The sequence below is a fragment of the Aneurinibacillus sp. Ricciae_BoGa-3 genome (genome assembly GCF_028421645.1).
Lineage (GTDB): Bacteria > Bacillota > Bacilli > Aneurinibacillales > Aneurinibacillaceae > Aneurinibacillus_B.
This window is the reverse complement of the sequence record NZ_CP116887.1, coordinates 212,545-228,627: the sequence shown is the minus strand read 5'-3', so window position 1 is coordinate 228,627 and position 16,083 is coordinate 212,545. Positions and strand designations below refer to the sequence as shown.

At 47.5% G+C, this 16,083-nt stretch carries 10 protein-coding genes; 1 reads left to right on the top strand and 9 read right to left on the bottom strand.

The features are described from left to right. Positions 1 to 99: 99 nt before the first annotated feature. Entirely contained in the window at positions 100 to 1,521 is a 1,422-nt protein-coding gene (gene selA / locus PP175_RS01150; RefSeq protein ID WP_272441091.1) for an L-seryl-tRNA(Sec) selenium transferase, read from the bottom strand. 27 nt (positions 1,522 to 1,548) lie between these two features. Then, positions 1,549 to 2,601 carry a selenide, water dikinase SelD gene (gene selD / locus PP175_RS01145; RefSeq protein WP_272441090.1) on the bottom strand — a complete coding sequence of 351 codons (1,053 nt, stop codon included), beginning with the start codon at positions 2,599 to 2,601 and terminating at the stop codon, positions 1,549 to 1,551. 76 nt (positions 2,602 to 2,677) lie between these two features. Between selD and mnmH the strand changes: the two genes are divergently transcribed. Further along, entirely contained in the window at positions 2,678 to 3,748 is a 1,071-nt protein-coding gene (gene mnmH, locus PP175_RS01140; RefSeq protein ID WP_272441089.1) for a tRNA 2-selenouridine(34) synthase MnmH, read from the top strand. A gap of 72 nt (positions 3,749 to 3,820) precedes the next feature. Here mnmH and tuf read toward each other — a convergent pair whose 3' ends face one another. From tuf to rpoB, 7 genes are all read right to left on the bottom strand, one after another. Further along, positions 3,821 to 5,011, bottom strand: a complete 1,191-nt coding sequence (tuf, locus tag PP175_RS01135; protein ID WP_272441088.1) for an elongation factor Tu — start codon at positions 5,009 to 5,011, stop codon at positions 3,821 to 3,823. A 133-nt stretch (positions 5,012 to 5,144) separates the two neighbouring features. Continuing rightward, a complete protein-coding gene (fusA, locus tag PP175_RS01130; protein WP_272441087.1) occupies positions 5,145 to 7,226 on the bottom strand; it encodes an elongation factor G in 2,082 nt (693 codons plus the stop codon). Between the two features lie 64 nt (positions 7,227 to 7,290). Then, the gene (rpsG, locus tag PP175_RS01125) at positions 7,291 to 7,761 is read right to left on the bottom strand and encodes a 30S ribosomal protein S7 (RefSeq protein ID WP_272441086.1); all 471 of its coding nucleotides are present in this window, start codon (positions 7,759 to 7,761) and stop codon (positions 7,291 to 7,293) included. Positions 7,762 to 7,835: 74 nt separating this feature from the next. After that, a complete protein-coding gene (gene rpsL / locus PP175_RS01120) occupies positions 7,836 to 8,258 on the bottom strand; it encodes a 30S ribosomal protein S12 (RefSeq protein WP_272441085.1) in 423 nt (140 codons plus the stop codon). A 154-nt stretch (positions 8,259 to 8,412) separates the two neighbouring features. Beyond that, positions 8,413 to 8,658 (bottom strand): 50S ribosomal protein L7ae-like protein, encoded by a 246-nt coding sequence (locus PP175_RS01115; protein WP_272441084.1) that lies wholly within the window; start codon positions 8,656 to 8,658, stop codon positions 8,413 to 8,415. An 83-nt stretch (positions 8,659 to 8,741) separates the two neighbouring features. Further along, positions 8,742 to 12,383, bottom strand: a complete 3,642-nt coding sequence (gene rpoC / locus PP175_RS01110) for a DNA-directed RNA polymerase subunit beta' (protein WP_272441083.1) — start codon at positions 12,381 to 12,383, stop codon at positions 8,742 to 8,744. A 36-nt stretch (positions 12,384 to 12,419) separates the two neighbouring features. Then, positions 12,420 to 15,947 carry a DNA-directed RNA polymerase subunit beta gene (gene rpoB, locus PP175_RS01105; RefSeq protein ID WP_272441082.1) on the bottom strand — a complete coding sequence of 1,176 codons (3,528 nt, stop codon included), beginning with the start codon at positions 15,945 to 15,947 and terminating at the stop codon, positions 12,420 to 12,422. Between the last annotated feature and the right edge of the window lie 136 nt (positions 15,948 to 16,083).

The following is a 16,083-nucleotide window of genomic DNA, read 5'->3' as shown; positions in this document are numbered from 1 at the left end:
ACTCGAAATACTTTATCATATTAAGGCAACATACACTTCATCTACCATAAAGAAAACCGGCTCCCATAAAGGGATGCCGGTTTTTTTATGCTGTACAACTTATGGATCTACAATCTGATTAATAGCCAGCAGGATGGTACCTTCTTGACTGTGATGGATCGTTCGGAAGTCAAGAATGAACCAATCATCCTGTACACGACCTATAATAGCCGGTTGATACCTGCGGAACGCTTTTTCCAGCGAAGCTGTGCTCATGCTCGCACAGCGGATAGCTGCTGTCCAGGTGGGCAGTCTCACACCTGGCAGGGTTCCACCCCCCACTTCGGACTCGCCTTTACAAATTCGCACTTCAATATGTGTCTGTTCTTTCAGCCGTCCGGCAAATGCATACACCCTGGCTTTGATCTCGTCTGCAGGCGTTAAAATTGCGCGCAGAGTGGGAATTTCTTTTATTGCCAGCTCCGGCTTCAAATAGGCAAGCAGTGTAGCTTCAAGGGCTGCCAGCGTTACTTTATCAACGCGCAGTATTCGGGCAAGCTGGTTTTTCTTTAATCTGTTAATAAGTTCACTCTTACCTGCGATAATTCCAGCCTGAGGCCCCCCTAGTAGCTTATCGCCACTGAACGAGATAACGTCCGCACCCGCTTTTATTACTGCTGAGGCCACGGGTTCCTGGCCAATGCCATGTCCCGCCAGGTCATAAAGCACTCCGCTTCCCAGATCTTCATACACAGGGAGTTCCCTGCTGTGCGCAATCTGTACGAGCTCGGGCAGTCGGACTTCTTCCGTAAAACCCGTAATGGTGAAATTGCTCGTATGTACCCTCATTACAAGGGCTGTTTCTGAAGAAATGGCCCTTTCATAATCATAAGGATGCGTCTTATTGGTTGTTCCAACTTCACGCAGAATCGCGCCGCTCTCCTCCATAATTTCTGAAATGCGGAAAGAACCGCCTATTTCAACAAGCTGTCCGCGAGAGATGAGAACCTCCCGGCCTTTCGCCAGTTCACGAAGAATGAGGAATACGGCCGCTGCGTTATTATTTACGACCATAGCGGCCTCAGCCCCCGTAATCCGGGTAACCAGATGCTCGACCAGTTCATGCCTGGAGCCGCGGCTGCCTGCCGCCACATTGTATTCGAGGTTGCTGTAGGATCGTGCCACCTGTACCATTTGTTCCACCGCACGCTCGGATAGTACAGCACGCCCCAAATTCGTATGCAGAATAATGCCGGTTCCGTTGATGACAGGAACAATGGAAGGCGTATGCAGTTTCTCTACAGCTTCCTTTAGTTGCATCACCCAATCATCAATATTTTGATGGCATTCCTGGGGTTCGCCTTCTCCACTTAACAACCTTTTGCGTTCCTGTTCGATCAGTTGCTGGGCAAGCGCAGTCACTTCCTCCGCGGTGTAGCTGTATTCTTCCCGCCAATTTACAATAGCAGGATGGTAAGCCAGCTTATGAACAGAAGGCAGGCTGCGCATGCGGTTTTGCTGCTGATTAGTGAATCCACTCATTATTTTTAACTTCCCTATGTTAAAATGTTACCTGACAACAATTTTACCGGGCTGTTCATCCGAAACGGCAGCTATAATAGCCGCATCTGAAATGCCTGCTTCATGCAGATCAGCAATCAGTGAGTCAGCTTCCTGCTGCGGTACACTAAGCGCTAGGCCGCCGGAAGTGACGGCATCACAAAGTATCCATTGATCCACCAAATCCATTGTTTCGGGATAGTGTACATTTGGCTCCAGCCACTCATGATTCGCTTTCGTTCCCCCGGGAACGGACCCTGCTTCTGCGAGCTCTCTTGTCCTTTTGAGAACCGGGACCTCATCGGCATAAAGGGTTATGCCTGTACCGCTTCCCTCCGCCATTTCTTTCAGATGGCCAAGCAGGCCAAAACCTGTTATATCGGTGGAAGCATGGATGGTATAGCCGGCAGCGATCTCTGCGGCTTTTTTGTTTAAAGCGGCCATTACATTTGAAACCTTGTCAATTTCGTGTTCGCTTAATAAATTTCGTTTGATGCCCGTGGTTTGTATTCCAACCCCAATCGGCTTGGTTAAAATAATGGCATCCCCGGGCCGGGCTCCGTGATTCGTCCATATTTGTTCAGGGTGGACAAGTCCGGTAACCGCCATGCCGAATTTTGGTTCCTGATCATCAATAGAGTGCCCTCCAATAATAACGGCTCCTGCTTCCATCACTTTATCTGAGGCACCTTTTAGGATAGAAGCCAGAATTGATGGGTCTAATTTCTTGATAGGAAAGCCAACAATATTAAGGACAGTTATCGGTCTGCCTCCCATTGCGTAGACATCGCTCAATGCATTGGCAGCAGCGATTTGTCCGAAAAGGTACGGGTCATCGACAATGGGTGTGAAATAATCGACTGTCTGAACAAGTGCGGTGTCTTCATTTACTTTATATACACCGGCATCATCCGGAACGTCGAGTCCAACTAATACGTTAGCGTTAGCTGATGATTCTTTAGGTAAATGGCACAAGACTTGTGCCAGGTCGGCTGGGCCGATTTTGCAGCCTCAACCAGCCTTGCTTGAAAGTGACGTCAGTTTAATTAGTTCCTGGCTCACTGTACCACTCCTTTCCTGTATCTTTTTTTACTATACCATATAACACAACCAGTTAAAAAAGGGAGCTGAATTAGCTTTGTTTTCTAGAGAAATCAACATAGAAAAATTACTTGAACAACGTGATCATTTTACCCTGATAGATGTCCGCAGTCCCGGCGAGTACACAGAGGCAAGCATTCCGGGTGCGGTTAATATCCCCCTCTTTACAAACGAAGAGAGAGCAATAGTCGGAACCACCTATAAACAGGAAGGGAAAAATCAAGCGAAGTGGAAAGGCATGGAGATAGTTTCCCCAAAACTGCCCAATCTCATGGAGGAAATTAAAAAACAGGCCAACAGTGAACGCCAGCCCGTCCTTTATTGCTGGCGGGGCGGCATGCGAAGCCAGTCGATGACAGCCTTCGCCCTCATGTCAGGGCTGCCCGTCATCCGCCTGGAAGGAGGGTATCGTGCCTATCGGCAGTATATAACAGAACACCTGAGCGAAGATATAGCGCCAGACAAAGCTTACGTGCTTCACGGACTTACTGGTGTCGGAAAAACACGAATCCTAAACAAACTTAAGGAATGGGAAGAACCTGTTCTGGATCTGGAAGGATATGCAGGCCATCGCGGTTCGGTTTTTGGAGCGGTAGGGATTCAGGAGAAAAACCAGAAAATGTTTGACAGCCTTCTTTTTGATGAACTCATGCAATATCAGCAGCAGGGAATCCACTATGTATTCATGGAAGCCGAAAGCCGGAGAATCGGAAGAGTTGTTGTGCCTGACTTTATTATGGACGCAAAAAGCAAAGGCGTGCAGTTCCATGCGACTGCCCCTCTTGATATACGCATTGACAGAATATATGAGGATTATATTACACCTTACCAGCATGAGGAATGGTTTACGAAACAGGTAATGGATGCGTTTAATTCCATTGGCCGAAGAATGGAGACATCTGCCCGGAATGATTGCTACCGTTATTTAGTGGAACGGAAATACAGACAATTTATTCGCACCATCCTGATCAAATACTACGACCCCCGTTACTCCTACAAAAAAGAAGAATACGAAGGGGAATTCACTGAGATCGATGCTACGTCGATTGAAGAGGCAGCCATCCAGCTGCGAGACTTTGTACATCATTCCACCGAAAACAAAAGCTAAAAACCAAAGTTAAAAGAATGAAAAAAAGGACCCGCATAACCCCGGATCCTTTTTTCATCGCACAAAGCGAAATTATTTAATGATAGTTGCAACAGCACCTGCACCAACAGTACGTCCACCTTCACGGATAGCGAAGCGAGTACCTTCTTCCATAGCGATTGAGCTGATGAGTTCAACAGTGATCTCAACGTTATCGCCAGGCATAACCATTTCAGTGCCTTCTGGAAGTTTAATGATACCTGTCACGTCAGTTGTACGGAAGTAGAACTGAGGACGGTAGTTAGCGAAAAAAGGAGTGTGGCGTCCACCTTCTTCTTTAGAAAGAACGTAGATTTGAGCTGTAAAAGTAGTGTGAGGCTTTACAGAACCTGGTTTTGCAAGTACTTGACCACGTTCGATATCAGCACGGTCAACACCGCGAAGAAGCGCACCGATGTTGTCACCAGCTTGAGCTTGATCAAGAAGCTTACGGAACATTTCTACACCTGTAACAGTTGTAGTTTTAGGTTCTTCAGTAAGACCAATGATTTCAACTTGGTCACCAACTTTAACCACACCGCGCTCTACACGACCAGTTGCAACGGTTCCACGACCTGTGATTGAGAACACGTCCTCAACAGGCATAAGGAAAGGTTGGTCAACTGCACGTTCTGGGGTTGGGATGTAAGAGTCAACAGCATCCATGAGTTCATTGATGCGTGCAGCCCATTCGCCAGTTGGGTTTTCAAGAGCTTCTTTAGCAGAACCCTTAACAACCGGGATGTCATCGCCAGGGAATTCATATTCAGAAAGAAGGTCACGAATTTCCATTTCAACGAGTTCAAGTAATTCTTCATCGTCAACCATGTCACATTTGTTCATGAATACAACGATGTAAGGTACGCCTACTTGGCGGGAAAGAAGGATGTGCTCGCGAGTTTGCGGCATAGGGCCGTCAGCAGCGGACACAACAAGGATTGCTCCGTCCATTTGAGCAGCACCAGTGATCATGTTTTTAACATAGTCAGCATGTCCTGGGCAGTCAACGTGTGCATAGTGACGGTTTTCAGTTTCATACTCAACGTGTGCAGTAGAGATTGTGATACCGCGCTCGCGCTCTTCTGGAGCAGCGTCGATTGAACCATAGTCCATAGCTTTAGCTTTACCAGACTGAGAAAGTACAGTTGTAATAGCAGCTGTTAAAGTTGTTTTACCGTGGTCAACGTGACCGATAGTACCAATGTTTACGTGCGGTTTCGTCCGCTCATATTTTTCTTTAGCCATTTGGAAAAAAGCCTCCTTAAGGGGTAGGTTAAGAAATTAAGTATTTTTACAAGAAAGGTTTAAACAGTATGGTATATCCCCTACACATTTTAAACCTTTCTTGATAGAAAAATAAAGGGGTTAATGATATAAATTAAACGCCTTTAGCTTTTTTGATGATTTCATCAGCGATGTTTCTTGGCACCTCTTCATAATGGTCGAAGTGCATGCTGTAAGTACCGCGTCCCTGTGTGCGGGAACGAAGAGACGTTGCATATCCGAACATTTCAGAAAGCGGGATGAAAGCACGAACTACCTGTGCATTACCGCGAGCGTCCATACCTTCAATGCGTCCACGACGGGAACTTACGTCACCCATGATATCGCCCATGTACTCTTCTGGAACAACAACTTCAACCTTCATTACAGGTTCAAGAATAGCTGGGTTCGCTTTCTTACCGGCTTCTTTTAATGCCATAGAGCCGGCGATTTTGAACGCCATCTCAGAGGAGTCAACTTCATGGTAGCTACCATGAACAAGTCTAGCTTTGAGGTCAAGAATTGGGTAGCCTGCAAGAACACCATTAGCCATAGCTTCCTCGATACCAGCCTGAACGGCAGGAATGTATTCACGAGGAATTGCACCGCCGACAACCTTGTTTTCGAAGATATAGCCAGTTCCTGGTTCGCCTGGTTCGAATTCAACCACAACGTGGCCGTATTGGCCTTTACCACCGGATTGTTTAGCATATTTGGATTCAACTTTCGCTTCTTGGCGGAATGATTCCTTATATGCAACCTGAGGTGCACCAACGTTTGCTTCTACTTTGAATTCCCGCTTCATACGGTCAACAATGATATCGAGGTGAAGCTCACCCATACCAGAGATGATGGTTTGTCCGGTTTCCTGGTCCGTATACGTTTTGAAAGTCGGATCCTCATCAGCAAGCTTAGCAAGGGCCATACCCATTTTATCCTGGTCAGCCTTTGTTTTCGGCTCAATAGCAATTGAGATAACCGGCTCTGGGAATTCCATAGATTCAAGGATTACAGGGTTCTTCTCATCGCAAAGAGTGTCCCCTGTAGTTGTATCTTTAAGACCTACGCCTGCAGCGATGTCACCAGAGTAAACCATCTTGATTTCTTCACGGTGGTTTGCGTGCATTTGCAGGATACGACCGATACGTTCACGTTTCCCTTTAGTAGAATTCAGAACATAAGAACCGGATTCAAGTGTGCCGGAGTAAACGCGGAAGAAGGTTAACTTTCCAACGAATGGATCCGTCATGATCTTGAACGCCAGCGCTGAGAAAGCAGCCGAATCATCAGATTCACGTGTGGTTTCTTCATTCGTGTCCGGAATAGTACCCTTGATTGCCGGAACATCAATTGGTGCTGGAAGGTAATCGATAACCGCATCCAGCATCGGTTGAACGCCTTTATTCTTAAAGGCAGAACCACAAGTTACCGGGAAAAATTCAACGCTGATTGTCGCTTTGCGGATCGCTTCTTTGATTTCTTCGTTCGTAACTTCTTCGCCTTCAAGATATTTCATCATCAGTTCTTCATCGAATTCAGCAACCGCTTCGATTAGCTGACCGCGAAGTTCTTCTGCCTGGCTTTCATATTCAGCCGGGAAACCATCAGTAATTTCAATATCTGTACCGAGGTCATTTGTATAGATGTATGTTTTCTTTTCAACAAGATCGATAATGCCGCGGAATTGGTCTTCTGCACCAATCGGTAATTGGATTGGATGAGCATTAGCCTGCAGGCGATCCTTCAGCGTACGAACAGAATAAAGGAAGTCCGCACCGATTTTGTCCATTTTGTTAACGAAAACGATACGCGGTACACCGTATGTTGTCGCCTGACGCCATACAGTTTCCGTTTGTGGTTCTACACCTGACTGTGCATCAAGTACGGCAACCGCACCATCAAGAACACGGAGGGAACGTTCTACTTCAACAGTGAAGTCTACGTGTCCTGGTGTGTCGATGATGTTAACGCGATAGCCTTTCCATTGGGCGGTGGTAGCAGCGGATGTGATTGTAATACCACGCTCCTGCTCCTGCTCCATCCAGTCCATTTGCGAAGCACCTTCATGTGTTTCCCCGATTTTATGAACGCGGCCTGTATAGAACAGAATCCGTTCAGTAGTCGTGGTTTTACCAGCATCGATGTGAGCCATGATACCGATATTGCGGGTTTTAGCTAAGGGGAATTCGCGTCCCATTGAATATAGCCCCCTTTCAGATTTGAAGGATGTGGAACTAAAGCGGCATTAGGCCGCCTTAATTCTACCAGCGATAGTGAGCAAATGCTTTGTTAGCTTCAGCCATTTTGTGAGTGTCTTCGCGTTTTTTCACGGAAGCACCTGTGTTATTAGCTGCGTCCAGGATTTCATTAGCCAGACGCTCTTCCATTGTTTTCTCACCGCGTTTACGGGAGTATTCAACCAACCAGCGAAGTCCAAGCGTTGTACGGCGTTCAGGGCGAACTTCAACCGGAACCTGGTAGTTAGCACCACCTACACGGCGAGCGCGTACTTCAAGAACTGGCATGATGTTTTTCATTGCTTCTTCGAACACTTCCATCGCTTCACGACCTGCGCGTTCTTGGACAATATTGAAAGCACCATACAGAATTTGTTGAGAAACTCCGCGCTTTCCGTCAATCATCATACGATTGATTAAACGAGTTACTAATTTACTGTTATAAATCGGGTCGGGTAATACATCACGACGAGGTACTGGGCCTTTACGTGGCATTCATTTCCCCTCCTTTGCTTGCAATTTTAATAGATTGTAGATGCGATTCCTCACACGATTCCTTACGCTATTCCTTACGCTTTAGGAGCTTTAGGGCGTTTTGAACCGTATTTAGAACGGGATTGCATACGATTTTGCACGCCAGCTGTATCTAAAGCACCGCGTACGATTTTGTAACGTACACCTGGCAGGTCTTTTACACGACCGCCACGAACAAGAACCACGCTGTGTTCTTGAAGGTTATGGCCAATACCCGGAATATACGCTGTTACCTCGATACCGTTTGTTAAACGTACACGAGCATATTTACGTAAAGCTGAGTTTGGTTTCTTCGGTGTCATCGTACCAACACGAGTACATACTCCACGTTTTTGAGGAGAGTTCACGTTGGTCAGCTCTTTTTTCATACTGTTGTAACCTTTAGTAAGAGCTGGTGATTTAGATTTGTATTCTTTGCTTTCGCGACCTTTGCGCACGAGTTGATTAATTGTCGGCATCCGTCGCACCTCCTTCCAATACTGTACAGTTTAAGACCACAGGTCCTGGTGGTTCATAAAAGTGCAAATGAAAAGTTTTTGCTGCTGTGTGCCCGCTGCAGTGAGTGCGAACCGGCACACAGACCTAAGCAAAAACATCTTTTAGAAACATATACTATTTTATAGCAACCACCGCTGCTCCAACATCTATCCCGCACGCCTTACCGAGGCGGTGCATGGAATCAACGTAATGGATTGGCAGACCCTTCTCTTTGCAGATTGAAACAATTTTGCTTAAAATTTTTGCATCCGCATCTCTCGCCAGAATAACTTCTGCTGCTCTGCCAGCTTCAATGGCTCGCTGCGTCTGCTTCGTGCCGATTATAACGGACGTTGCCTGCTCTACTTTTTCATAAGACATTTTCATATCCTCCAAAGTACAGGTATTAGGCACACTTCGATATAATACCATCTGAAAGAGTCGGTGTCAACCATTGCTTAAAATTACTTTTCAACCATTACATCCTCAGGCGTTTCATTCATCGCTGCCAGTCCCTCGGCCATCTCTTCGTTCTGCATCAGGCGATGAGAGAGCTTAATGTTGCGGTACTGGTTCATACCTGTACCAGCCGGTACCAGCTTACCAATAATAACATTCTCCTTCAGGCCGAGCAGACGGTCAATTTTTCCTTTGATCGCTGCATCAGTAAGAACACGGGTGGTCTCCTGGAAGGATGCAGCTGACAGGAAGGAATCCGTCTCCAGCGATGCTTTCGTGATACCAAGCAGAACAGGACGCGCCACAGCCGGGTTTTTGCCATCAAGCAGCGCTCTGCGGTTCGCTTCTTCAAACTGATGAATTTCAACAAAAGAACCTGGAAGCAGATCGGTTTCGCCATTATCAACCACGCGAACTTTGCGCAGCATCTGACGGATCATAACTTCTACGTGCTTGTCGTTAATTTCTACCCCCTGCATACGGTATACCTTTTGCACTTCCTGCAGGATGTAGTACTGAACGCCACGCATACCGCGTACTTTCAGCATTTCTTTCGGGTCAACCGAACCCTCTGTTAATTCTTCACCAATATCTACTTTGCTGCCTACGCTAACCTTGAGGCGGGAACCATAAGGAATTTGATACACCTTATTCTCCGTTTCACCGCGCACTTCCACCTCGCGACGGTCCTTGCCTTCACGGATATCGATGATTTCCCCTTCAATTTCCGTAATGACAGCCTGACCTTTAGGATTACGCGCTTCGAAAAGCTCCTGGATACGAGGAAGACCCTGGGTAATATCGTCCCCTGCAACCCCACCGGTATGGAACGTACGCATCGTAAGCTGTGTACCTGGTTCCCCGATGGACTGGGCAGCGATAATACCTACAGCTTCCCCGACATCAACCTTTTTACCGGTTGCGAGGTTACGGCCGTAGCATTTCTTACATACTCCATGCTGGGTCCGACAGCCGATAACGGAACGGATATTAACGGTTTCGATACCCGCCGCGATAATTTCGTCTGCTATCTCTTCGTCAATCAGCTCATTGCGGCCAATGATCACTTCACGTGTTTGCGGGTGGCGTACCGTTTCAAATGAGTAGCGGCCAACCAGACGGTCATACAAGTCCTCAATGACTTCATTGCCGTCTTTAATCGCGCGCGCCGGAATCCCTTTGTCTGTTCCGCAATCTTCATCACGGACGATAACATCCTGTGCCACGTCTACAAGACGGCGAGTCAGATAACCAGAGTCCGCTGTACGGAGGGCTGTATCCGCAAGACCTTTCCGGGCACCGTGTGTGGAGATAAAGTATTCCAACACCGTAAGGCCTTCCCGGAAATTCGATTTAATCGGGAGCTCGATGATACGGCCGGACGGGTTCGCCATAAGACCGCGCATTCCTGCAAGCTGTGTAATCTGCGATACGTTACCGCGGGCACCTGAGTCAGCCATCATGTTAATGGCATTGAACTTATCGAGCGATGCCATCAGCACTTTGGTGACATCGTCCTTCGCCCGGCTCCAGATGGAGATTACCCGGTCATAACGCTCATTCTCGGTGATCAGTCCGCGGCGGTATTGCTGCATAACCTGATCAACTTTTTTGTCCGCATCCGAAAGAATTTCCTGTTTTTCCCGAGGTGTCGAGATATCTGAAACGGCAACCGTAATACCGGCCTTTGTCGAGTATTTAAAGCCGTTCGCTTTGATTTTATCCAGGATTACTGAAGTCTGTGTGGTACCAAAACGGCGGAAACACTCGGCGATGATGGTTCCCAGGAACCCTTTCTTAACGGCTCCCACTTCAGGCAGTTCTTGAATAAACCCTTTGATATCTACGCCTTTATCGAAAATAAAGTATTTATCAGGTACAAGCTTCTGCAGGTTATTCTTCGTCGGTTCGTTAATAAACGGCAGTTCAGGTGGAAATATTTCGTTAAAAATAAGTTTTCCCACCGTTGTCACGAGCAGAGCGTTCTCCTGTTCTGGAGTAAAAGATGTCTTGCCCAGATTTTTAGCCGGTATAGCAATGCGGGTATGAAGGGTAATATGCTCGTTTGCATAAGCCGATACAGCCTGGTTAATGGTCGGGAATAGTTTGCCTTCATTCGGCGCCTTGCTGTTTTCCATGGTTAGATAGTACGTTCCCAGAACCATGTCCTGAGAAGGTGTAACAACCGGCTTCCCGTCTTTCGGGTTCAGGATGTTCTGCGCAGCGAGCATTAACAAGCGGGCTTCAGCCTGTGCTTCAGCCGAGAGCGGCACGTGAACAGCCATTTGGTCTCCGTCGAAGTCCGCGTTGTAGGCCGTACATACGAGGGGATGCAGGCGGATTGCACGCCCCTCGACAAGCGTAGGTTCGAATGCCTGAATGCCCAGTCTGTGCAGGGTGGGGGCACGGTTTAACAGCACCGGATGTTCTTTAATAACATCTTCGAGCACATCCCACACCTCAGGGTGAATGCGTTCAACCTTCCGCTTGGCAGATTTAATATTATGAGCAAGCCCTTGAGAGACAAGTTCTTTCATAACAAATGGCTTGAACAGCTCAAGTGCCATTTCTTTCGGCAGACCGCACTGGTACATCTTCAGGTGAGGCCCTACAACAATTACCGAACGTCCGGAATAGTCAACGCGTTTTCCGAGCAGGTTCTGACGGAAACGGCCCTGTTTACCTTTCAGCATGTGGCTGAGGGATTTAAGCGGACGGTTGCCCGGTCCTGTGACAGGACGGCCGCGGCGGCCGTTATCGATAAGTGCATCGACAGCTTCCTGCAGCATCCGCTTCTCGTTCTGCACGATAATGTCCGGTGCCCCCAGATCAAGCAAGCGCTTCAAGCGGTTGTTCCGGTTAATTACGCGGCGGTATAAATCGTTCAGGTCAGACGTTGCAAACCGTCCGCCATCCAGCTGTACCATTGGGCGCAGCTCAGGAGGAATAACCGGCAGCACATCGAGTACCATCCAATCAGGGTGGTTGCCGGAGTTCCGGAAAGCTTCCAGCACTTCAAGACGTTTAATGACACGGCTGCGGCGCTGGCCTTGAGCAGATTTTAACTCTTCCTTCAGGTAATCAACATCTTTATCCAAGTCGATTTCTGCCAGAAGCCGTTTTATGGATTCGGCACCCATGCCAGCCTGGAATGCATTGCCATACTTCTCACGGTAGGTACGGTACTCCTTCTCGGATAAAAGCTGCTTTTTCTCAAGCGGCGTTTCACCTGGTTCGGTTACCACATAAGATGCAAAATAAATGATCTCTTCAAGCGAACGCGGGGACATGTCTAGCACAAGCCCCATACGGCTCGGAATTCCTTTGAAATACCAGATGTGGGACACAGGGGCAGCTAGCTCAATATGCCCCATGCGTTCCCGGCGTACTTTCGCGCGGGTCACTTCTACGCCGCAGCGGTCGCAGACTACGCCTTTGTAACGAACACGCTTGTATTTACCGCAATGGCATTCCCAGTCCTTCGTTGGACCAAAAATCTTCTCGCAGAACAAGCCTTCTTTTTCCGGCTTTAATGTCCGGTAATTAATTGTTTCAGGTTTTTTAACTTCCCCGTAGGACCAGGAGCGGATCTTCTCCGGTGATGCGAGGCCGATTTTCATATACTCGAAATTATTCACATCTAACAAGGCGCATACCTCCCAATACTTCCCGGTTTAATCCCTTTACTCTTCGGTTCCGCTTAAGTTAAGGCTGAGCTTCTCGCCGGCTGCATCATCATCTTCATCGATGTCGCGCATTTCAATCTCCTGCTCATCTTCTGAGAGGATTTTTACGTCCATACCCAAGCTCTGCAGCTCTTTAATTAAAACCTTAAAGGATTCCGGTACACCAGGTTCCGGTACATTTTCCCCTTTAACAATGGATTCGTATGTCTTCACACGACCCACAACATCGTCTGATTTAACCGTAAGAATTTCTTGCAGCGTATAAGCTGCCCCATAAGCCTCAAGCGCCCAAACCTCCATCTCACCAAAACGCTGGCCGCCAAACTGGGCTTTACCACCGAGCGGCTGCTGCGTAACAAGCGAGTATGGTCCCGTTGAACGGGCGTGAATTTTGTCATCAACCATATGTGCCAGTTTAATCATGTACATGACACCCACGGTTACGGTACGGTCGAACGGCTCGCCTGTGCGTCCGTCAAACAGAACCGTTTTACCGGTGCGGCTAAGTCCCGCTTCTTCCAGCGCATCGAACACGTCATCTTCACGGGCACCGTCAAATACCGGCGTTGCAATGTGAATCCCGAGTGCGCGGGCAGCCATGCCAAGATGTACTTCCAGCGCCTGCCCGATGTTCATCCGTGAAGGTACGCCCAGCGGGTTCAGTACAACCTGTACAGGCGTGCCATCCGGCATAAACGGCATATCTTCTTCAGGCAGAATGCGTGCGATAACCCCTTTGTTACCATGGCGTCCTGCCATTTTGTCACCCACGGAGATTTTACGCTTCTGGGCGATGTATACGCGAACCAGCTGGTTTACACCTGGCGGGAGTTCATCCCCGTTGTCGCGGGTAAACACTTTAACATCCACAATGATACCTGAGCCGCCATGCGGTACACGAAGGGAAGTATCACGAACCTCACGAGCTTTCTCACCGAAGATCGCATGTAGAAGTCTTTCTTCGGCAGTAAGTTCCGTTACCCCTTTAGGCGTTACCTTACCAACGAGGATATCACCGTCATTGATTTCGGCACCTACGCGAATAATGCCGCGTTCATCCAGGTTTTTCAGCGCTTCTTCCCCGACATTTGGAATGTCACGGGTGATCTCTTCAGGCCCAAGCTTCGTATCACGTGCCTCTGACTCGTATTCCTCGATATGGATAGAGGTATAAACATCCTCTTTTACGAGTTTTTCGCTAAGCAGGATCGCATCCTCATAGTTATAACCTTCCCAGGTCATAAAGGCTACGACCACATTGCGTCCAAGCGCTAATTCGCCAGCCTCTGTTGAAGGACCGTCAGCGACGATGTCCCCCACTTCAACAAATTCACCCTTTTTAATGATAGGGCGTTGATTGATACAGGTTCCCTGGTTAGAGCGTTCAAACTTATGAAGCTTGTATTTGTCAATGTCTCCCATGATCGTTCTGCCATCTACTTCTTCCTGGCGGCGCACCCAAATCTCGCGTGCGGTTACGCGCTCGACCACACCAGCGTTGCGGACAACGATGGCAACACCGGAGTCTTTGGCAGCCTTATGTTCCATACCCGTTCCGATAAACGGAGCTTGTGGAATAAGAAGCGGTACGGCCTGCCGCTGCATGTTTGATCCCATGAGGGCGCGGTTCGCATCGTCATTTTCCAGGAATGGAATCATGGCGGTCGCTACGGATACAACCTGCTTAGGCGACACATCCATGAAGTCTACTTTATCTTTAGGGACCGTTACGATTTCACCGCGGCGGCGGCAAATAACGGTATCGTTAATGAACTCGCCTTCCTCCGTAATCGGAGCATTAGCCTGCGCGATGTTGAAGACATCTTCTTCATCTGCTGTAAGGTAATTGATTTCATTCGTGACACGGCCTGTTTCCGGATCAATCCGGCGGCGTGGTGTTTCAATAAAACCATATTCGTTTATTCGTGCATAACTTGATAGTGAGTTGATAAGACCAATGTTTGGTCCCTCAGGCGTTTCAATCGGGCACATCCGGCCATAGTGAGAATGGTGAACGTCGCGCACTTCAAATCCTGCGCGTTCACGGGTTAAACCACCAGGTCCCAGTGCAGATAAACGCCGTTTATGTGTAAGTTCAGCCAGCGGATTTGTCTGGTCCATGAACTGGGAAAGCTGGGAACTCCCAAAGAACTCTTTAATAGACGCGATAACCGGTCGAATATTAATAAGAGCCTGTGGAGTAATGGCATTGGCGTCCTGAATAGACATCCTCTCCCGAACTACCCGTTCCATACGGGACAGACCGATCCGGAACTGATTCTGCAGAAGTTCACCAACTGAACGCAGACGGCGGTTACCCAGATGGTCAATATCATCTGTAGTTCCAATGCCGTGTAAGAGGTTCATAAAATAGTTGATAGATGAAACAATATCTGCAGGCGTAATATGTTTAACGGTCTTGTCGATAATACCATTCGCCATAACCTTGATAACCTTGCCATCTTCTATTGGAGAAAAAATCTTAATAGCCTGTAGGCGAACTTCATCATCCAACACACCGCCGCGAGGGCGAACGTTAACAAATCCAACGTTGTCTTCCAGATACGGAAGGATTCGATCCAGCAAACGCCGGTCTACAACCTGCCCGGCTTCCGCAATAATTTCACCGGTTGCCTCGTCAACTAGCGTTTCAGCAAGACGCTGGTTATAAAGTCTATTTTTAATATGAAGCTTTTTATTAATTTTATAGCGTCCTACATTTGCTAAGTCATAACGCTTTGGATCGAAGAAACGGGAAATTAGCAAGCTTTTTGCATTTTCTACTGTAGGAGGCTCTCCAGGACGGAGCCTTTCGTAGATTTCAATCAGCGCTTTCTCCGTTGAATCTGTGTTATCCTTTTCAAGTGTATTTTTAAGGAACTCATCTTCACCGAGGAGGTTTAGAATCTCAACATCTGTTCCAAAACCCAATGCACGCAAAAGAACCGTAACCGGTATTTTCCTTGTACGGTCGATACGAACATAAATAATATCCTTGGCATCCGTCTCGAGTTCCAGCCATGCGCCCCGGTTCGGAATAACAGTCGCCGTATAAGCCTGTTTTCCGTTTTTATCTATTTTTGTGCTGAAATACACGCTAGGAGAACGAACAAGCTGACTGACAATAACACGTTCAGCACCATTAATAACAAAGGTACCCGTTTCTGTCATAAGTGGAAAATCACCCATAAACACTTCTTGTTCCTTAACTTCTCCCGTCTCTTTGTTAATGAGACGAACTTTCACGCGCAGCGGTGCCGCATACGTAACATCCCGCTCTTTGGATTCATCGACAGAGTACTTCGGTTCACCGAGACTATAGTCAATGAACTCAAGCACAAGATTACCTGTGAAATCCTGAATCGGAGAAATGTCTTGAAACATTTCCCGCAGTCCTTCATCAAGGAACCACTGATACGATTTTTGTTGGATCTCAATTAGGTTTGGTAATTCCATTACCTCTTGAATTCTAGCGTAACTGCGACGCTGGCGATGACGTCCAGATTGAATTAGATGACCTGCCAACTCATTCACCTCTCAAACCGAGTTTTTGCACAAAAAAGAACAAAGTCTCCTACTATAGAAGACTTTATTATTAATTTGAAGAACCGGTACGTAATATTATATAATGATTAACAAAAGGTAACACTTACATACCTGC

What these genes read in the sequence shown, in the direction of transcription:
- rpsL (WP_272441085.1), bottom strand. Translation starts at nt 8,258, where the DNA reads ATGCCGACAATTAATCAACTCGTGCGCAAAGGTCGCGAAAGCAAAGAA.
- PP175_RS01115 (WP_272441084.1), bottom strand. Translation starts at nt 8,658, where the DNA reads ATGTCTTATGAAAAAGTAGAGCAGGCAACGTCCGTTATAATCGGCACG.
- rpsG (WP_272441086.1), bottom strand. Translation starts at nt 7,761, where the DNA reads ATGCCACGTAAAGGCCCAGTACCTCGTCGTGATGTATTACCCGACCCG.
- tuf (WP_272441088.1), bottom strand. Translation starts at nt 5,011, where the DNA reads ATGGCTAAAGAAAAATATGAGCGGACGAAACCGCACGTAAACATTGGT.
- selA (WP_272441091.1), bottom strand. Translation starts at nt 1,521, where the DNA reads ATGAGTGGATTCACTAATCAGCAGCAAAACCGCATGCGCAGCCTGCCT.
- fusA (WP_272441087.1), bottom strand. Translation starts at nt 7,226, where the DNA reads ATGGGACGCGAATTCCCCTTAGCTAAAACCCGCAATATCGGTATCATG.